At 64.3% G+C, this 18,884-nt stretch carries 18 protein-coding genes; 8 read left to right on the forward strand and 10 right to left on the reverse strand.

Annotated features, from left to right (window positions below; translation table 11 throughout):
* Both accC and aat read left to right on the forward strand, forming a co-directional pair.
* Window positions 1–1,280 (forward strand): acetyl-CoA carboxylase biotin carboxylase subunit (gene accC / locus ACK5L9_RS14450; protein ID WP_416912169.1); only part of this gene is annotated, 1,280 nt, incomplete at its 5' end.
* Window positions 1,281–1,286: 6 nt separating this feature from the next.
* Window positions 1,287–1,916 carry a leucyl/phenylalanyl-tRNA--protein transferase gene (gene aat, locus ACK5L9_RS14455; protein ID WP_416912170.1) on the forward strand — a complete coding sequence of 210 codons (630 nt, stop codon included), beginning with the start codon at window positions 1,287–1,289 and terminating at the stop codon, window positions 1,914–1,916.
* Here aat and ACK5L9_RS14460 read toward each other — a convergent pair.
* The 5 genes from ACK5L9_RS14460 to ACK5L9_RS14480 form a co-directional block, all read right to left on the reverse strand.
* Window positions 1,883–2,275: a DUF2155 domain-containing protein gene (locus tag ACK5L9_RS14460; RefSeq protein ID WP_416912171.1), complete on the reverse strand. Its 393-nt coding sequence runs from the start codon at window positions 2,273–2,275 to the stop codon at window positions 1,883–1,885. The two genes, aat and ACK5L9_RS14460, sit on opposite strands and share 34 nt — an antisense overlap.
* Window positions 2,272–2,748 (reverse strand): outer membrane lipid asymmetry maintenance protein MlaD, encoded by a 477-nt coding sequence (gene mlaD / locus ACK5L9_RS14465; RefSeq protein ID WP_416912172.1) that lies wholly within the window; start codon window positions 2,746–2,748, stop codon window positions 2,272–2,274. The genes ACK5L9_RS14460 and mlaD overlap by 4 nt, the downstream gene beginning before the upstream one ends.
* On the reverse strand, window positions 2,749–3,132 hold the full coding sequence (locus tag ACK5L9_RS14470; RefSeq protein WP_416912202.1) for an NADH:ubiquinone oxidoreductase subunit NDUFA12: 384 nt from the start codon (window positions 3,130–3,132) through the stop codon (window positions 2,749–2,751).
* Window positions 3,133–3,270: 138 nt separating this feature from the next.
* Window positions 3,271–4,533 (reverse strand): ATP-dependent Clp protease ATP-binding subunit ClpX, encoded by a 1,263-nt coding sequence (gene clpX / locus ACK5L9_RS14475; RefSeq protein ID WP_416912173.1) that lies wholly within the window; start codon window positions 4,531–4,533, stop codon window positions 3,271–3,273.
* Between the two features lie 165 nt (window positions 4,534–4,698).
* Entirely contained in the window at window positions 4,699–5,331 is a 633-nt protein-coding gene (locus tag ACK5L9_RS14480; protein WP_416912174.1) for an ATP-dependent Clp protease proteolytic subunit, read from the reverse strand.
* Window positions 5,332–5,497: 166 nt separating this feature from the next.
* Between ACK5L9_RS14480 and pth the strand changes: the two genes are divergently transcribed.
* From pth to ACK5L9_RS14500, 4 genes are all read left to right on the forward strand, one after another.
* Window positions 5,498–6,202: an aminoacyl-tRNA hydrolase gene (gene pth, locus ACK5L9_RS14485; RefSeq protein WP_416912175.1), complete on the forward strand. Its 705-nt coding sequence runs from the start codon at window positions 5,498–5,500 to the stop codon at window positions 6,200–6,202.
* Window positions 6,203–6,270: 68 nt separating this feature from the next.
* The gene (locus ACK5L9_RS14490) at window positions 6,271–7,464 is read left to right on the forward strand and encodes a hypothetical protein (protein ID WP_416912176.1); all 1,194 of its coding nucleotides are present in this window, start codon (window positions 6,271–6,273) and stop codon (window positions 7,462–7,464) included.
* Window positions 7,461–8,804 carry a cytochrome P450 gene (locus ACK5L9_RS14495; protein ID WP_416912177.1) on the forward strand — a complete coding sequence of 448 codons (1,344 nt, stop codon included), beginning with the start codon at window positions 7,461–7,463 and terminating at the stop codon, window positions 8,802–8,804. Before ACK5L9_RS14490 ends, ACK5L9_RS14495 begins: the two co-directional genes overlap by 4 nt.
* Before the next feature lie 97 nt (window positions 8,805–8,901).
* Window positions 8,902–9,141 carry an MmcQ/YjbR family DNA-binding protein gene (locus ACK5L9_RS14500; RefSeq protein WP_416912178.1) on the forward strand — a complete coding sequence of 80 codons (240 nt, stop codon included), beginning with the start codon at window positions 8,902–8,904 and terminating at the stop codon, window positions 9,139–9,141.
* 427 nt (window positions 9,142–9,568) lie between these two features.
* On the opposite strand, the gene ACK5L9_RS14505 is transcribed toward ACK5L9_RS14500, so the two are convergent.
* Genes ACK5L9_RS14505 through ACK5L9_RS14525 form a run of 5 tightly spaced genes read right to left on the reverse strand, consistent with a single transcriptional unit; the run spans window position 9,569 to window position 17,342 of the window.
* Window positions 9,569–11,374: an acyclic terpene utilization AtuA family protein gene (locus tag ACK5L9_RS14505; RefSeq protein WP_416912179.1), complete on the reverse strand. Its 1,806-nt coding sequence runs from the start codon at window positions 11,372–11,374 to the stop codon at window positions 9,569–9,571.
* Window positions 11,361–12,572: a CaiB/BaiF CoA transferase family protein gene (locus tag ACK5L9_RS14510; RefSeq protein WP_416912180.1), complete on the reverse strand. Its 1,212-nt coding sequence runs from the start codon at window positions 12,570–12,572 to the stop codon at window positions 11,361–11,363. The genes ACK5L9_RS14505 and ACK5L9_RS14510 overlap by 14 nt, the downstream gene beginning before the upstream one ends.
* A 2-nt stretch (window positions 12,573–12,574) precedes the next feature.
* Window positions 12,575–14,566, reverse strand: coding sequence for an acetyl/propionyl/methylcrotonyl-CoA carboxylase subunit alpha (locus ACK5L9_RS14515; protein ID WP_416912181.1), 1,992 nt, complete (start codon window positions 14,564–14,566; stop codon window positions 12,575–12,577).
* Window positions 14,563–16,185: an acyl-CoA carboxylase subunit beta gene (locus ACK5L9_RS14520; protein ID WP_416912182.1), complete on the reverse strand. Its 1,623-nt coding sequence runs from the start codon at window positions 16,183–16,185 to the stop codon at window positions 14,563–14,565. Before ACK5L9_RS14520 ends, ACK5L9_RS14515 begins: the two co-directional genes overlap by 4 nt.
* A gap of 5 nt (window positions 16,186–16,190) precedes the next feature.
* The gene (locus ACK5L9_RS14525) at window positions 16,191–17,342 is read right to left on the reverse strand and encodes an acyl-CoA dehydrogenase family protein (protein ID WP_416912183.1); all 1,152 of its coding nucleotides are present in this window, start codon (window positions 17,340–17,342) and stop codon (window positions 16,191–16,193) included.
* 87 nt (window positions 17,343–17,429) lie between these two features.
* Here ACK5L9_RS14525 and ACK5L9_RS14530 point away from each other — a divergent pair, with 87 nt between their 5' ends.
* Together ACK5L9_RS14530 and ACK5L9_RS14535 are read left to right on the forward strand one after the other, a co-directional pair.
* Window positions 17,430–18,257: an enoyl-CoA hydratase/isomerase family protein gene (locus tag ACK5L9_RS14530; RefSeq protein ID WP_416912184.1), complete on the forward strand. Its 828-nt coding sequence runs from the start codon at window positions 17,430–17,432 to the stop codon at window positions 18,255–18,257.
* 80 nt (window positions 18,258–18,337) lie between these two features.
* Window positions 18,338–18,787 (forward strand): MarR family winged helix-turn-helix transcriptional regulator, encoded by a 450-nt coding sequence (locus ACK5L9_RS14535; RefSeq protein ID WP_416912203.1) that lies wholly within the window; start codon window positions 18,338–18,340, stop codon window positions 18,785–18,787.
* The last annotated feature ends 97 nt before the right edge of the window (window positions 18,788–18,884 follow it).

The raw sequence follows: 18,884 nt of genomic DNA on the forward strand, positions 1-18,884 counted from the left end.
AAATGGGCATCTGCACCGTCGCGGTGCATTCCACCGCCGACAGCGACGCGATGCATGTGCGCATGGCCGACGAATCGGTCTGCATCGGCCCCGCACCCTCGACCGCCAGCTATCTGTCGATGCCCGCCATCATCTCGGCCTGCGAGATCACCGGCGCACAGGCCATCCATCCCGGTTACGGCTTTCTGTCGGAGAACGCGAATTTCGTGCAGATGCTGGAAGATCACGGCATCACCTTCATCGGCCCCCGCGCCGAACATATCCGCATCATGGGCGACAAGATCACCGCCAAGGATACGATGAAGGCACTTGGCGTGCCCTGCGTGCCGGGCAGCGATGGCGGGGTCGATGACGTGGCCGAAGCCCGCAAGGTCGCGGCGCAGATCGGCTATCCGGTGATCATCAAGGCCACGGCGGGCGGCGGCGGGCGCGGAATGAAGGTCGCCCGCGACGAAACCGGGCTTGAAGTCGCCTTTCGCACCGCCCGCGCCGAGGCCAAGGCCGCCTTCGGCAACCCCGATGTCTATATCGAGAAATACCTGCAAAAGCCGCGCCATATCGAAATTCAGGTCTTTGGCGACGGCAAGGGCCGTGCCGTCCATCTGGGCGAACGCGACTGTTCTCTGCAACGCCGCCACCAGAAGGTTTTCGAAGAGGCCCCCGGCCCTGCCATCTCTGCGAAAGAGCGCGACCGTATCGGCAAGATCTGCGCCGAGGCCGTGGCCGAAATCCAATATGCAGGCGCGGGCACCATCGAATTTCTCTATGAGGATGGCCAATTCTATTTCATCGAGATGAACACCCGCCTGCAGGTCGAACATCCCGTGACCGAGGCAATCTTTGGCGTCGATCTGGTCCGCCAGCAGATTCTTGTCGCTGCGGGCGGAGAGATGGAATTTGATCAGGACAAGCTGTCAATCCGTGGCCATGCCATCGAGGTTCGCATCAATGCCGAAAAAATCCCCGGCTTCAGCCCCTGCCCCGGCAAGATCACCCAGTATCACGCGCCGGGCGGCCTGGGCGTGCGGATCGATTCGGCGCTGTATCAGGGCTATTCCATCCCGCCCTATTACGACAGCCTGATCGGCAAGCTGATCGTGCATGGCCGCGACCGGCGCGAGGCGCTGGCGCGGCTGGACCGTGCCCTTGGCGAACTGATCGTCGATGGTATCGACACGACCGTGCCACTGTTCCTTGACCTGCTGGACGAGCCCGACATCCAGAAAGGCAATTACTCGATCCACTGGCTGGAACGCTGGCTGGAACGGAAATACGGCTGAGCCGCCGTGATCACCCCGGCACAACTGCTCAGCGGTTATGCGCGCGGCATCTTTCCGATGGCCAAGGATGCGAATGACCCCGACCTCTACTGGTTCGATCCGCCGATGCGCGGGATCATTCCGGTGGGCGGGGTGCATGCCTCGCGCTCGCTCAGGCGCGATCTGCGGCGGGGGGGCTGGTCAGCGCATCTGGACGCCAATTTCGACGCGGTCGTCGCAGCCTGCGCGGGGCGCGACGAGACCTGGATCAACGCGCCGCTGGCCGGGCTGTATCACGACCTGCATCGCGCCGGATATGCCCATGCCATCGAAATCCGGCATGATGGCGGCTTTGCCGGGGGTATTTTCGGGGTCACGCTTGGCGCGGCCTTTTTTGGCGAATCGATGGTCTCGGCCCGGACCAACGGGTCAAAGATGGCGCTGCTGTGGACCTCGTCGCATTTGCGGCACTGCGGGTTCACCCTGTTCGACACGCAATTCCTGACGCCGCATCTGGCACGGATGGGTGGGCGCGAAATCCCGCGCGAGGCCTATCACCGACAGCTTGCCGATGCGATGACCCTGCACGCCGATTTCCATGCCGCCGGACTGCCGGATGCCGGTCAGATCTGGCAGGAAATCACCCAGACGTCATAGCGCGCATCGTCCAGCGCCGACAGCGCGGGCGAACTGGCGATCATCCAGCCGCTGAACAGCGTCACGTTCTGGGTCAGATCGGCGATGGTCAGTTGCGCATAGGCGTCCGAGCTTGGGTCGCTTTCCGGATAGCGGCATTCGCCCAGCCGCACCTCAAGCCGACCGAAACGCACGGCCTGGCCGACGGTCAGCGGCAGGTCGGTGGTCCGTCCCGACACCTTGTCCAGCCCGCGCAGAACCGCACCATTGGCCCGCGCCACCCGTTCCGGCGTTGTCGCGCCCTCGGGCAGTTTCATGTCCTGAGCAGCGGCGGTCATGGCCAGCGGGATCAGAAGCGCAGCAAGAAGGATCCGGATCATTGCGCCGCGTCGCCATTCTGCGACTGGCTGTCGATGAATTTCATCATCAACTGGATCAGGCTGACGGCACCCTGCACATCCTCAATCTCATCCCCTGGTGCCAGATCATCGGGGCTGCCGCCGGGCTGGATCTGGATATAGGCGCCGCCCAGCAGCCCGTCTGACTGAATCAGCGCAGCGCTGTCGGCGGGCAGGACGATGTCATCGGGGATACGCAGCGTTGCGTCGGCCATATAGGTCTGCGGGTTCAGCGCTACACCGGTCACGCGACCGATCTTTACGCCCGCCAGCCGGATTTCGGTTCCGACCTCGACCCCATCCACATCGGGAAAGGATGCCCTGACCTCATAGCCCCCGCGCAGACTGGCGCCGCCCGTCGCCCAGAGACCGAACCCGATAGCCACGGCCAGAACGGCAAGACCGGCAACCAGTTCGGCCCGATGCCCGGCCTGTTCTTCGGCGGCAACGCTCATCTATTCCGGCTGCCACGCGTCATAATCGCGCCGCTGCGCCGGATCGGGGAAATACAGCGACCCGTCCGGGTGATAGGCCTTGGTCGTGCCGGTCAGATTCGGCAGATGCGGCTTTTCCCAGGGTTTATGCGGCAAGGGATCCTGCGTGGGCGGTTCGGCCCATGTGTGATGCAGCCAGCCATGCCATTCGGGCGTGATCCGGCTTGCCTCCATCTCGCCATTATAGATGACCCAGCGGCGCTTGCCGTCCTTGCTTTCGTAGAACACATTGCCGGCATCATCCTCGCCGACCTTCTTGCCATTGCGCCAGGTCCAGAACTGCGTGTTGATGGTTTCGCTGTTCCACCAAGTCAGGGCGCGAAGCAGGTTGTATTTGACGGACATCGGCACGGAACCTCATTTTTCCGGTTTGATCGAGATATGGCGCAACTTGCCGCCAAGGTCCAGACGTCCCGGAATTGGCCGGGACCGGGTTTTCCGTAAAACACGCATGAAAGCCGCCGTTTTCGGCGCGGCGATGTATCAGCCGGCCGAAGCGCTGCCCTTTTTTTGTTCGGCATGGATCAACAGCGGCTTGGCGGCGGCGTTCTCTACCGCTTCCTCGTTCACCACCACCTCTTCGACGCTGTCCAGTCCGGGCAGGTCGAACATCGTGTCCAGCAGCACATCCTCCATGATCGAGCGCAAGCCGCGCGCGCCGGTCTTGCGGGCGATGGCGCGTTTGGCGATGGCGGTCAGCGCATCCTCGGTGAAGGTCAGTTGCACGCCTTCCAGATCGAACAGCCGCTGATATTGCTTGACCAGTGCGTTCTTGGGCTTGGTCAGGATGATGATCAGCGCCTCTTCGTCCAGATCGGTCAGGGTTGCGATCACCGGCAGACGGCCGACAAATTCCGGGATCAGCCCGAATTTCAGCAAGTCCTCGGGTTCCAGTTCCTTGAACAGCTCGCCCACGCCGCGATCATCGTTTTCCTTGACGCTGGCACCAAAGCCCATCGCCGTGCCCTTGTTGCGCTGCGAGATGATGCGGTCCAGCCCGGCAAATGCGCCGCCGCAGATGAACAGGATATTCGTCGTGTCCACCTGCAGAAATTCCTGCTGCGGATGCTTGCGCCCACCCTGCGGGGGCACGCTGGCGACCGTACCCTCCATGATTTTCAGCAGGGCCTGCTGCACCCCCTCACCCGAAACGTCGCGGGTGATCGAGGGATTGTCAGATTTGCGCGTGATCTTGTCAACCTCGTCAATATAGACGATGCCGCGCTGCGCGCGTTCGACAGTGTATTCGCTGGCCTGCAACAGCTTGAGGATGATGTTCTCCACATCCTCGCCGACATAGCCGGCTTCGGTCAGGGTCGTGGCGTCGGCCATGGTAAAGGGAACATCCAGAATCCGCGCCAGAGTCTGCGCCAGCAACGTCTTGCCGCAGCCGGTCGGGCCAATCAGCAGGATGTTCGATTTCGCCAGTTCGATATCTGACTTCGCCCCATGGTTCAGGCGCTTGTAGTGGTTGTGGACAGCGACCGACAGGACGCGCTTGGCATGTTCCTGCCCGATCACGTAATCGTCCAGCACCCCGCAGATTTCGCGCGGCGTGGGCACCCCGTCGCCGGATTTCAGCCCGGTCGACTTGGTTTCCTCGCGGATGATGTCCATGCAAAGTTCAACGCATTCATCGCAGATGAACACCGTCGGGCCCGCAATCAGCTTGCGGACCTCGTGCTGGCTTTTGCCGCAAAAGCTGCAATAAAGCGTGTTCTTACTGTCGCCGGACTGGTTTGCCATCGTCCACTTCCTTCGTTGCGCGACCTTGCCGGAAGGCCACTGGCGGCCATCGGAAACGTCGCGCCGCCACATCGATCATCTGTCTTGCGACCCCCGCAGGATGACGGAAATCAATTGCTCATATGTTAGGGGGCCGGCGCGCCCGTCACAATCCCCCAAACTGTTCTATTTTTTGTCAGGATCGGCCTTGCCGCGCGGTTTCAGAACCTCGTCGATCAGCCCCCACTCTTTCGCCTCGTCCGGGGACATGAAGCGATCACGTTCCAGCGCCTCTTCGACCTGTTCCAGCGTGCGGCCGGTATGCTGGACATAAATTTCGTTCAGCCGACGCTTCAGCTTTTCGGTTTCGCGGGCATGAATCAGGATGTCGGTCGCCTGACCACGGAACCCGCCCGACGGCTGATGCACCATCACCCGGCTGTTCGGCAGCGAATAGCGCAGCCCCGGTTCGCCCGCGGCCAGCAAAAGCGAACCCATCGAGGCCGCCTGTCCGACCACCAGCGTGGACACGCGCGGGCGGATGTATTGCATCGTGTCATAGATCGACAGGCCCGAGGTCACGACACCGCCCGGACTGTTGATATACATGCTGATATCCTTGGACGGGTTTTCCGCCTCAAGGAACAGCAATTGCGCGCAGACCAGCGTGGACATGCCGTCATGCACCGGCCCCGACACGAATATGATCCGTTCCTTCAGCAGCCGCGAAAATATGTCATAGGCGCGTTCGCCGCGCGATGTCTGTTCGACCACCATGGGGACGAGGGTGTTCATGTAGATTTCTGCCGGATCGCTCATCCTGTGTCCTTGTCTGATTGTCCCTGGTTCCCGCGATTCGCCTGGGGCCGATCACCCCGTCATAGACGCGAAAGGTTGACAGACTCTTAGTAACGGGCAAGGTCCGCCGCAAGGGATCGGGCAAAATTCGATCAACTTCGCCGTAATCCGGCCACAGGAGAGATACATGAAACTGATCGTCGGACTTGGCAATCCGGGGGCGAAATACGCGGGAAACCGCCATAATATCGGCTTCATGGCGGCAGAGCGGATCGCGGAAGATCACGGTTTCGCGCCCTGGCGCGCACGGTTTCAGGGCCTGACCTCCGAGGGCAGGCTGAATGATGCGCGTGTCACCCTGCTGAAACCCCAAACCTTCATGAATCTGTCCGGCCAGTCGGTCGGAGAGGCGATGCGCTATCTGAAACTGACGCCGGCGGATGTCATCGTGCTGCATGACGAACTGGACCTGGCACCGGGAAAATGCCGGCTGAAACAGGGTGGAGGCCATGCGGGCCATAACGGCCTGCGCTCGCTCCATCAGCATATCGGGGCCGATTATCACCGAGTCCGCCTGGGAATCGGGCATCCGGGGCACAAGGACCGGGTCGCGGGCTATGTCCTGTCGGATTTTGCGAAGGGCGATCGCGACTGGCTGGACGATCTGCTGCGCGGCATCGCAGAGGGGGCTCCGCATCTGGCCTCGGGCGATGGCGGCCGGTTCCAGAATGCCGTGGCCAGCCAAACCACGCCTGCGCGCAACAGCGGCTCTGCGCCCCCTGCCCCGGTCGCGTCCCCCGCCAGATCCCGCGAAAAACCCGTGCCTGAACAAGAACCGGAACCCGCCAGCCTTGCCGACCGGCTGCGGGCGCTGACAAATCGGTTCAAATAGTCGGCAATCGCGGGCTTGCCGCACGGACAGGATGATTTATGCTGCGATTTGCTTAATCAGGCAGTTCAATGACGCGACCATTCCGCCGCCGAATCCTCTACCTTCCCGGCTTTGACCCCATCCCCCCGCGCCGCTATCGCGAACTTTACCGGCGTGAATCCGCCGAACAGGCGGCGATTTCGGGTTATCGGATCAGTATGCGCCCGCGCAAACGCAAGACGGCCTTTGGCTGGGGGGCCGGGGGCGAATTTCCCGAAGGCAACGCCGAGGCACAGTTCGAGGTGCTGGTCTGGGCCGATCTGGTGCAGCAATCCATGCGAGGCGGAATCCCTGCCACCTATGGTCAGCTTGTGGCGACGGCATGGGCCTATATCGGCTCGGGTGCGCTGTTCCGGCTGATGCGGCTCAGGCGCGGGCCGGTGATCGCGGCGCTGTATCCGATCGCGGTGCTGCTGTTGCAGGCGCTGGCGGCGCTGCTGCTGGGGGGGCTGGCCGGCTGGCTGGCGTGGCACTGGACAGGATTGTGGGGCGGGCTGCCCGTGGCCCTGGCCTGCGCGGTTGCGGTCCTGATCGGGTTTAGGCGGCTGGATCACCGGATTTTCGCCTATTATCTGATGCATGACTATGCCTTCACCGCCCGGAATGGCGGCGCCTACCCGCCCCGGCTTGAGGCACGGCTGGCCGAATTTCGTGAGACTCTGGCCGAGGCGCTGACCGGAGATGAGGATGAAGTGCTGGTCATTGGCCATTCGTCGGGGGCCTATCTGGCGGTGTCGTTACTGGCCGATCTGCTGCGGGCGGGGCAATCGCCTCCGGGCGGCCCGGCGCTGGCGCTGCTGACGCTGGGGCAAGTGGTGCCGATGGCAGCCTTCCTGCCCCGCGCGACCCGGCTGCGCGCGGATCTGGCCTTTCTGTCCGAACAGCCGCAGATCTTTTGGCTGGACGTGTCGGCCCCCGGCGATGCCTGCTGCTTCGGGCTGTGCGATCCGGTCGCCGTCACCGGAGTGGCCGGGCCGGGGCAGCGCTGGCCGCTGGTCATCTCGGCTGCCTTCACGCAGACCCTGTCAGAGGCGCGGCAAAAGGCCCTGCGCGGGCACTGGTTCCGCCTGCATTTCCAGTATCTCTGCGCCTTCGACCGCCCTGGCGATTACGACTATTTCGCCATTACCACGGGACCGCTGCCGCTGGCCCAACGCTATGCCGGGCGCGCGCCCTCGCCCGGCCGCATCACCCGTCCGGTCGGGCCGGGGCTTGCGCGATGATCCCGCCCAAACCCGACAGCAGCGACCGGCGCGGATCGGTCCTGCGCCTGGCGCGCGGCTTTCGGCGTGACCTGCTATCCGCCCTGCCCGCGCGGCTGTATCACGCCTGGATGGCCGAATTCCGCAGCCCGCTGATCCACAGCTTTGTCTGCAACGACCCTGCGCTGCTGCGACTGATCCTGCGCGACCGGCCTGCCGATTTCCCGAAATCGCGCCGCCTGCGCGAGGGGCTGGTGCCACTGCTGGGCAATTCCGTCTTTCTGACCAACGGGGCCGAATGGCGGCATCAACGCCGCATCATCGACCCCGCATTCGAGGGCGGGCGCCTGCGCGAGGTCTTTCCGGCCATCTGGTCCGCCTCGACCGCCGCCGTCGCCCGACTGCGCCCCGGCGAGATCGATATCGAGCCTGAAACCAGCCATGCCGCCGCCGACGTCATCTTTCGCACGCTGTTCTCGCTGCCTATCGAACACCAGACCGCCAGCAGCGTCTTTCGCGCCTTTCGCGCCCATCAGGACGCGCAGCCCATCGTCAACCTGGCCGCGCTGCTGCCGCTGCCACGCTGGATCCCGCGCTGGCATTCGCGCCGGACCCGCGCCACCGCCGCCCGGATTCGCGGGCTGATCGATCAGCTTGTGGACCGCCGCCTTGCCGCCATCGCCGCCGGCAGTGCCCCCGACGATCTGGCGACCAAGATCATGACCACGCCCGACCCCGAAACCGGGAAATGCTTCAGCCGGGCCGAGATGGCGGATCAGGTCGCCATCTTCTTTCTGGCCGGGCACGAGACCAGTGCCTCGGCCCTGGCATGGGCATTGTGGCTGCTGGCCGCCAGCCCCGGCTGGCAGGACCGCGTTGCCGCCGAAGGCCGGGGCCTGACCTGCGATTTTGCTGCCCTGTCATCCCTGACCGCCAGCCGCGCCGTCTTTCGCGAGGCGCTGCGGCTTTATCCTCCGGTACCCATGATGGTCCGGGAGACGACGCAGCCCGAAAGTTTTCGCGACCGCGACGTGCCTGTGGGCGCGCAGCTTGTGCTGTCGCCCTGGCATCTGCACCGCCACGAAAAGCTGTGGGACCGCCCCGATGAATTCGACCCCGCCCGGTGGGACGGCCCCGGCAACGCAACCAGCGCGCGGCGGGCCTATCTGCCCTTTTCGGCCGGGCCACGGGTCTGCCCCGGTGCAGGCATGGCAATGATCGAGGGGCCGTTGATGCTGGCCCTGATCGCGGCCGCCTTTCGCCTGTCTCCAGGGCACAAGGCCCCGGTTCCCGTCGCGCGCTTGACCGTGCGTGGTCGCGACGGCATCCTGATCCGGCTGGAACCGCGAGAGAAACCATGAGCCGCGAAACCGTGAACCGCATCTGCGCCGCCCTGCCCGGTGCCGAGCTCAGCGATCCCTGGGGGGCGGGCAGGACTGCTGGAAGGTCGGCGGCAAGATGTTCGCCGTGACCGGCGCCGTGACACCTGCGGTCTCGGTCAAGACCGACGGCATCGAAACCGCAGAAATGCTGATCGAGGCCGGTATCGCGCAACCCGCCGCCTATTTCCACCGCAGTTGGGTGGCCCTGCCGCTGGACAGCCCCGAGGACGAGATGCGCCACAGAATTACCGCAAGTTATCAAATTATTTACAAGGCATTGCCAAAGAAAATTCGGGTTGAACTTGACCTTCGCTGACTGACATAGGCCGCGGGGCATGTCTTTCGCGAGAAGATCACGACATATCAGAGTGATGGAAGGCCCATCGTCCAGCTTGACGAAAGTGGATTTGCCGCCGGCATGCCGCGAACCCATGGCTATCCGGTACGCGGGCGGCGTTGCGTTGGCAAACACGATTGGCATGCTCGGGGCCAGACCAATGTGCCGGGGGCCCTTCTGGCAGAGGGTACTGGGCGCGCTCTATGGCCAGACGCGTTCATGTGACCATGTTGCTGAATATAACCTTTTGATTTGACGCTGATTCTGCGCAGATTTCGTGATCAAAATCAGCTTCCGTCAGCTATATCATTCGCCTTTGCGCGCATTCGGGGTTCCATTCTCGGGGACAGGATGCCCGGACAAGCTGGTGCTGCCGACCGTCGGCGCGGCCGCCCTTCCCCGCCGGTCAATCCGTCAACCCCGGAAGATCCGGAGGGACCGGAATAGCGGTTTCAAGCAGGATCTGGGCATAGGCCTTGGCCTGCGTGTCCAGCCGGGTCGAGGCCACGCCGCCGCCGCCAAGGGCGCGGTGCAGCAGGAAGTTCATCCCGTCCAGCCCCGGCGCGTCAAAACGCTCGACCGGGCCTTCGGCCAGATGGGCAAAGACCTGCGCCACGCGCGTTTCGGTCAGGCTGGCACGCAACCAGGGCAGATATTCCGGCCTGCGTGCGATCACGCCGATATTGGCGTTGTCGCCCTTGTCGCCCGACCGCGCCACCGCCAGTCGCCACAGCGGGACAAGCATGTCGGCCCTTGCCGGATCGGCAACGGCAACAGGCTCTGCCTGCCGGGGCGGGGCCTCGGGGCCGAAATCCATCGGCGCGACCTGTTCCTCGGCCTCGCCCACCCGGACCGTCACGGTGACGGCATCCTTGGGATAAAGGAACGAAAACAGCCGCAGCACGGGCGCGGGTTTGGGCCGCCCACCCGCCATCCCCAGACGGCCCGTCGCCATGGCAAGCGCGGTGCCGGTGTATTCGCGGCCGAACAGCTCCAGCGCCTGCGCCTCGGGGTGACGGGCCACGACCCGCAGCACCACCTCGCGCAGCGAACGCAGCGCCGGATCGGCGGCATCGCCGAACATGCCTTCGCTTCCGATGATATCGACATCCCAGGCGCTGAACGGCCCAAGCCCGCGTTCGGCAAAGATCCGTTCGGCCCGCACCCGCAGCGCGGCAGCTTGCGCACGCGCCTTGTCCACGGCCTCACGCCCGACAAGACCCATCATTGCCGCGATCTTCCAGCCATCGGCATGGGTTGCGCTGATCTTGTACCGGCCCGAGGGGCTGCGCCCGCGCGCGCCCGTGACCCGAACCCGGTCAGACGCGATTTCGGTCAGCCGGACGGCGCTGAAATCGCAGGTCACATCCGGCAGACGATAGGTGGCTGGATCGCCGATCTCGTACAGCAACTGTTCGGCCACGGTCAGGCGGCTGACCAGCCCGCCGGTTCCCTCGGGCTTGGTGATCACGAATGTGCCATCGCGCGCAACCCCGGCAATCGGCCAGCCCATATCGGACCAGTCGTCCGCCACTTCCCGCCAGTCGGTGAAATTGCCGCCCGTTACCTGCGCGCCGCATTCCAGCAGATGCCCGGCAAGCGAGCCCTGCGCCAGCAGGTCGAAATCATCCGCCCTCCAACCGAATTCATGGATCAGCGGCCCAAGGATCAGCGCCGAATCCACGCAGCGCCCGGTGACAACGATATCCGCCCCCATCGCCAGCGCGCGGGCAATGGGGAAAGCTCCCAGATAGGCGTTCATGCTGGTCAGCCGGTCGGGCAGCGGCGCACCGGTTTCCATCTCGACCGGAGCGGAGGCGCGCACGGCATCGGCCTGGCCCATCAGGTCATCGCCCTGAACCGAGCCCACCGTCAGCGATACGCCCTGTTCAGCGCAGGCCGCCTGCAAGGCAGCAACGCAGGCATCCAGATTGACCCCGCCGGCATTCGCCACCACCCGGATACCGCGCCGGGCGATTTCGGGCAGATGCGGGGCCAGCATCGCGACAAAGTCGCGCGCATAGCCCGCATCGTCGGATTTGCGGCGCATCCGGGTCAGGATCGACATCGTGACCTCGGCCAGATAGTCGAAGGTCAGGTAATCCAGATTGCCGCCTTCGATCAGTTGCCGCGCCGCCAGCGCGCTGTCGCCCCAGAAACCCGAGGCTCCGCCGATCCGCACCATTTGCCGGGTCTGTTCAGATTGCGCCATTTTTCTTCATCGCCTCGAATTCGTCATCGGACAGGCCCAGACCGGTCTTATAGATGTCCTCGTTATCCGCCCCGAGGGCGCGCGCCGACCAGCGGATGCGGCCCGGATGATTGCGCATGCGCGGCACGACATTCTGCATGCGGACCGTGCCGAAATCATCGTCGGGCACGGTCGCGATGGCCTGCCGGGCCTGAAATTGCGGGTCGGCAAAGATCCGGTCAATGGACAGGACCGGGGCCAGCGTGCCCTTTTCGCGATAAAACGCCTCGACCGCCTCGTCCATGCTGTGACTGGCGAACCAGCTTCCGAAAATGCCGTCCAGTTCCTCGCGCGCCTCGCAGCGACCGACATTGGTCTGATAGCGCGGTTCGTCCACCAGATCGGGGCGGTCGATGGCGCGGGCATTGTTGTGGAATGTCCGCGTGGTGCTGCCCGACAGCGACACGAATTGCTTGTCGCGGGTCATGTAGACGCTGGAGGGCGCGGTATAGCCCGCAAAATTGCCGTTGCGGCGGCGGATATTGCCGGTCTGGTCGTACTCGATGGCGAAAGTGTCGTTGATCTTGAACACGGCCTCGGTGATCGACAGGTCGATTTCCTCGCCGGTTTCGGGCCTGTCGCGGGCGATCCGGTACAGCGCCGCCATGACCGAGAACGCACCGAACAGCCCGCCGAACACGTCGCCGATGGGATAGCCGGGGTGGATCGGCGGGCGGTCGGGATCGCCGGTCAGGAAGGTCAGCCCGCCCATCGCCTCGAATACGCGGGCAAAACCGGGCTGCTGCGCATAGGGACCGTCCTGTCCGAAGGCGGTGACGCGGAGGATCACCAGACGCGGGTTGATCTGCCACAGGCGTTCGGTGTCAAAACCCCATTTCGCCAGGGTTCCGGGGCGGAAATTCTCGATCAGGACATCGTGGCGGCGCAGATGTTCCTCGAACAGGGCCTTGCCCTCGGGCACGCGCAGATCCAGCGTGCCGAAACGCTTGCCCCGGTTGGTGGCCTTCCACCACAGAGGCTTGCCCTCGTGAAAGGGCGGAAAGGCGCGCAACCCGTCACCCACCTGCGGCAGTTCCAGCTTGGTTACATCGGCCCCGAAATCGGCCATCAGCGTCGCGACCATAGGCCCGGCGATGATCGTCGCGATGTCCAGAACCTTGAGGCCGTCCAGCGGGCCGAACCCGGCAGTGTCGTTCATGATCATTCCTCCGTTTCGGCTATGCGGCAGATCAGGTCGCCCTCGGCCACCTGCGCGGGGGCGGTGACGGGCAGGTCTTCGACGGTTCCGTCGCAATCGGCCAGAATGGCGTGTTGCATTTTCATCGCCTCAAGCAGGAACAGCCGGTCGCCGGCGGATACCCGGTCACCGGGGCGGACAAAGCATTCGATCAATTGCCCGTGCATCGGCGCAAAGACCGTACCGCTGCCTGCGCCCTGCCCGGCCGCGCCCGGAGTCTGGAGGCGAAATTCATGGGTCACGCCGTCAACGAACAGCGTAACCGCCGCATCATCGCGCAAATGGGCCAGCAACCGAACCGCGCGACCATCAACCTGCCAGCGGCCTTGACCCTCAAGCCGCACGTGGCAATGCCTGTTCCCGCCGCGGACCTGCCAGCCCCCGGCATCGGGGGTCACGCTCAGCGGCAGCGTCGTGGAGCCGTTCACCAGCACCATCCGCTTGGGCAGCGGCGTGGCCGAGGACCAGCCGCGCAATTCCGCCGAGCAGTAGCGCGAGCGCGAGAACATCCGTTCTGCACCCGCACAAAACAGCATTACCGCCGCCAGCGCCCAATCGTCGGGTGACGGCTGGGGCGTGGGAAAGCCCGCCTCGCCGAACCGCTGACCGATGAATGACGTGGTGGCCCGACCCGCAACGAAATCGGGCGCGGTCAGCAGGTCCAGCAGAAACGCCTGATTGGTCGCAAACCCGAATACCGCATTCTCGCGCAGCGCCATGACCAGCTTGTCCAGCGCCTCGGACCGGGTCTGGCCGTGGGCGATCAGCTTGGCAATCATGGAATCGTAATAGGGTGTGATCTCTTGCCCCCGGTCCAGCCCTGCATCAATGCGAACCTCGCCCGAGGGCCGGTGCCATTCCGCCAGCCTGCCGATGCCTGGCGCGAAATCGCGAGACGGATCCTCGGCGTAAAGCCTGATCTCGATCGCGTGGCCATCCATGCGCAGATCGTCCTGCGTCATGCCAAGCGTCTGCCCGCGCGCCACGCGGATCTGCATCCCGACCAGATCCAGCCCCGTCACCATTTCGGTCACAGGATGTTCGACCTGAAGGCGGGTGTTCATCTCAAGGAAGAACAGATCGCCGGCATCGTCCAGCAGGAACTCCATCGTTCCGGCACCCAGATAGCCGATGCTGCGCGCGGCCTCGGCACTGATCCGGCCGATATGGGCGCGCTGATCAGGGGTCAGCACCGGACAGGGCGCTTCCTCGATCACCTTCTGGTGCCGCCGCTGGACCGAGCAGTCGCGTTCGCCCAGATGGATTGCGTTGCCATGCGCATCGGCCATCACCTGAACCTCGACATGGCGGGGATTCTGGACCGCGCGCTCCAGGATCAGATCGCCCGAGCCAAAGGTGGACAGCGCCTCGTCGCGAGCCGCCTGAATGGCGCCGGGCAATGCGGCGGCATCGGGCGCGATGCGCATGCCGCGCCCTCCGCCGCCCGCCGCCGCCTTGACCATCAGCGGAAAGCCGATCGTCCTGCCCTCGGCAATCAGCCGGGGAACGGACTGATCCTCGCCGTCATAACCCGGAAGGCAGGGCACCCCCGACGCGCGCATATGCCGCTTGGCCGCAGCCTTGTCGCCCATCAGCCGGATCGTGTCGGGCGAGGGGCCGATGAAGATCAGCCCCGCATCGCGGCAGGCCTGCGCGAAATCGGCATTTTCGGACAGAAAGCCATAGCCGGGATGAATCGCCCTCGCTCTGCTGCGGCGGGCGGCCTCGATAACCTTGCCAATATCCAGATATGACTCGCGCGCCGTCAGCCCGCCGATACCGACCGCCATATCCGCCGCCCGCACGTGCAGCGCGTCGCGGTCGGCATCCGAGTGGATCGCGACCGAGCGGATGCCCATCCGCCTTAACGTGTGCGCCACCCGCACCGCGATTTCGCCGCGATTGGCGATCAGGACCGAATCGAACGGTCCGGTGATGTTCTTTCCGATTGTCATTGACGGGCCACCCCGAACGTGTTGGGCGACAGATCGCGCGCCCGCGCCTCGCGACAGGTTTCCAGCGCGAACCCCAGCACGCGGCGGGTGTCGCGCGGGTCGATGACCCCCTGATCCAGCAGCCGTCCCGAGGTATAGAAGGCATGGCTTTGCCGGTTGTAATGCGTCTCAAGCCGCGCGCGCTGGCGGGCCAGCCCGTCCTCGTCTACCGGAACGCCGCGACGTTCGGCACCGCTGCGGGCGACCTGTTCCATCGTCATGGCGGCCTGTTCCCCGCCCATCACTCCGGTCTGGGCGTTGGGCCAGGTGAACAGGAAATCGGGTTCGAACGCCGCGCCGCACATGGCATAGTTCCCGGCCCCGAAACTGGCCCCGATAAACAGCGAGATGCGCGGCGTGCGCAGGTTCGACACCGCCTGAATCAGCTTGGAGCCATGCTTGATCATGCCCGCATGCTCATAGCTTTTGCCAACCATGAATCCGGTGATGTTGTTCAGAAAGATCACCGGCAGACCGGCCTGATCGCAGGCTTGCAGGAATTGCGCGACCTTGGTGGCCCCCTGCGTGTCGAAGGGGCCGTTATTGCCCACGATCCCGCAGGGAATGCCCATGATCGCGCCGTGACAACACAGCGAGGCTGCGCCGTAACGGGGCTTGTATTCCTGAAAATCCGAGCCATCGACGATCCGCGCCACCACCTCGCGCATGTCAAAGGCGGTGCGGTAATCGACCGGCACCACCCCCGCCAACTGGTCGGGGTCGTAATGCGGAGGTACCGCCGCGCCGCGATCATCCGCGCCGCAGCGGTCGTTCCAGCCTGTCCGCCCGATCAGGTCGCGCAGCGTGGCGATGGCATCGGCATCGTCCTCGGCCAGATATTCGACGCTGCCGGTGCGGGTGGCGTGCATCTCGGCACCGGCAAGATCCTCTTCGTCGGCAATCTCGCCCGTCGCCGCACGGACCAGGGCGGCCCCTCCCAAAGCCGCCCTGCCCCGGCCTTTCACGGCGATGACGTAATCCGCCATGCCGGGAAAGTACGCCCCGCCCGCGACCGAGGGGCCATGCAGGATCACAAAGGACGGAATGCCCGCCGCCGACAGTCGCGCCATGCGGAAAAACGCGCCGCCGCCGCGCGACCATGTCTCGACCCGGTAATCCAGCAGGTTCGCGCCCGCGCTTTCGACCAGAAAGATGAAAGGCAGTTTCTTGTCCAGCGCGATGTCCAGACAGGCCCGCAGCTTTTCGCCCGTGCGGACCAGCATCGCCCCCGCCGAAATGCCGCTGTCGCTGGCAAAGATCATCGCGCGGACGCCGCCCACAAAGCCAATTCCGGCGATTGAACTTGCCCCCGGCACGCTGGTTGCCGGATCCTCATCATCGACAAGGTAATTCGCCAGACCGTAAAGCTGCAAAAAAGGCATACCCGGATCCAGCAGCGCGGCCACCCGTTCGCGCGGCAAAAGCTGGCCGCGTTCCTCGAACCGGGGACGACGCTTTTCCGACAGCGCGGCGGCCCGCGCTTCGATTTCGCGCAGCTCATCGACAAGCGCCAGCATCCCTGCGCGGTTGGCCTGATACTCCGCGCTGCCAGGCTGCACGCGGCTTTGAAAGCGGGGCATGTGCGTCACTTCCTTCCCGGCGCAAGGCCAAGCGATTTTGCGATGACCTGCAACATCACCTCATCCGCGCCGCCACCGATCGAGGTCAGCCGGAAATCGCGATAGCGCCGCGCGATGGAACTTTCCCACATGAAGCCAAGGCCACCCCAGTATTGCAGGCAGGAATCCATCACCTCGCGCTGCAACCGCCCGACCTTCAGCTTGGCCATCGAGGCCAGAAGCGTCACATCCTCGCCCGCGACATAGCGTTCGACCGCGCCCCAGGTCAGTGCGCGCAGGGCCTCGATCTCGGTCTGCAATTCAGCCAGCCGGAAATGCACTACCTGATTGTCCAGCACCGGGCGGCCAAAGACCGTCCGCCCCGAGGTATATTCGACCGTCTCGCGGATCGCCTCTTCCATGACGCGGGGTCCGCGCGCTGCGGCGTACAGCCGTTCCTCCTGAAACTGCTGCATCTGATAGATGAAGCCCATGTTTTCCTCGCCGATGCGGTTGGTCTGCGGCACCCGCACCTCGTCCAGGAATATCTGCGCCGTGTCCGAAGACCACATCCCCAGCTTGCGCAGTTTCTGCCGGGTAACGCCATTTGCGTTCAGCGGCACGACGATCAGCGACTTGTTCTTGTGCACCGGCCCGTCACCGGTATTGCACAGGCAGCACATCCAGTCGGCCTGCATGCCGTTGGTGATATACATCTTGGACCCGGTGATGACGTAATCGCCGCTATCCTTGTGCGCCACCGTTTTCAGGCTGGCAACATCGGACCCCGCCCCCGTCTCGGTCACGCCAATCGAGGCGACCATGTCGCCCGTGATCGCCGGGGCCAGATATTCACGCCGCAATTCGTCCGAACCATAACGCGCCAGCGCCGGCGTCGCCATGTTGGTCTGCACGCCAATGCTCATCGAAACGCCGCCACAGGCCACGTAACCCAGGGCCTCGGATGCCGCTGCCTCATAGGAATAATCCAGCCCCAACCCGCCGAACTGTTCGGGCTTGCCTATCCCCAGCAGACCCAGCCTGCCCAGCTTTCGAAACACCTCATGCGCGGGATAGATCTCGGCCTCTTCCCACGGATCCAGATGCGGATTGATTTCCTGTTCGGCGAATTTGCGGACGGAATCCATAAGTTCGCGATGTTCATGGGTCAGAATCATGACCTGCCTCCCCCGATAGTTCTTGTTTTTATAATTAGCATGCGAATATAATTTGGCAACGCAAAAACGCGCAACGGAGGAAGATCAATGCAAGGCGATGCCGGGGCGCTGCCCTCGTTCGAATTTCTTGAATTGCGGCTGAATCGCGGGCGGCTTGACGTGCTGTTCAACCGCCCCGGCCAGCGCAATGCCGTCAACAGCGCCATGAGCCGCGAAATCGGCGCGCTGGTCGAATGGCTTGAGGGGCAGACGACGATTCGCGTCGTCACGCTGGCGGGCGCGGGCGGAAATTTCTGTGCGGGCGGCGACATCAAGGAAAGGCGGGCCATGGCGCAATCGGGCCGGACCGAAAGCCGCGACGATATCGCCGCGCGCAATCAGGCGGCGGGGCAGACCTTTGCCCGGTTCGAGGCACTGCCCCAGGTAACGGTCGCGCTGGTGCAGGGCGCGGCCTTTGGCGGCGGCATGGGCTATGCCTGCCTCTGCGACATCACCATCCTGACGGAATCGGCCCTGATGGGCATGCCTGAAACAACGCTGGGGGTAACGCCCGCCCAGATCGCCCCCTATGTGGTACGGCGCATCGGGCTGAGTCAGGCCCGCGCGCTGGCGGTGACGGGCCGCCGGATCGATGCAACCGAGGCGCTGCGCCTTGGCGTCGGCCACCATCTTGTCGCTGACGATCAGGGGGCCACGAAACTGGATGAGGTGGTCGCGCAGATCATGCGCTGCGGGCCGCAGGCCAATGCCGCGACCAAGGCCATCATGAACCGCGTGGGCAACATGCCCGTCGCGGAACTTGGCCGTTTTGCCGCCGAACGCTTTGCCGATCTTAACCTCTCGCCCGAGGGGCAAGAGGGCCAGTCCGCCTTTGTCGAAAAACGCCGCCCCGACTGGACGGCATCCGCCCCGTGACAGCAAGCGACTGGCCATTGCCGGGCGAAGCGAATAATGTGCCGCCATCAGGCATTCCCGAGAAGACAACATTGACCGATATGGAAAACAGGGAACGCAGCATCGGATTTCTGTTCAACGACATTTCCCGCATGCGCGTTACGCTGTATGATCGCTTTGTCGCGCCCCTCGGCCTGACCTTCACACAGGCCATGCTGCTGCATCACCTGATGGTCAGGGATGGCGCCACGCAGGTCGAACTGGCCCGGCGCATGGATCTGGGCACCGTCACCATCAGCGGCGTGATCGACCGGCTGGAGGCTGCAGGATGGGTCGTGCGCAAACCCGACGAACGCGACCGCCGCGCCAAGACAGTGTGGAAGACCGAGGCCGCCAACGCAATCCGGTCCGATCTCGTTACCGCACTGAAATCGCTGAACGACCTGACGCTTCACGGCCTGACCGACAGCCAGATCGCGGAACTGTCCACCCTGCTGCGGCAGGCGCGGGCAAGCCTTGCGCAGGCCCTCGCCGCACCCGGCAAGGACTGACCCCGCCCCACAACGCGCCCGCACAGACAAAAATCAACCCTGCGAGAGGCAGCGCTGGCCATGCGGAAAAGGGGCAGCGGGGGGTCCGGGGGGCGCA

Origin of the sequence: Paracoccus sp. (in: a-proteobacteria) (assembly GCF_047973135.1) — a bacterium.
Taxonomy (GTDB): Bacteria; Pseudomonadota; Alphaproteobacteria; order Rhodobacterales; family Rhodobacteraceae; genus Paracoccus.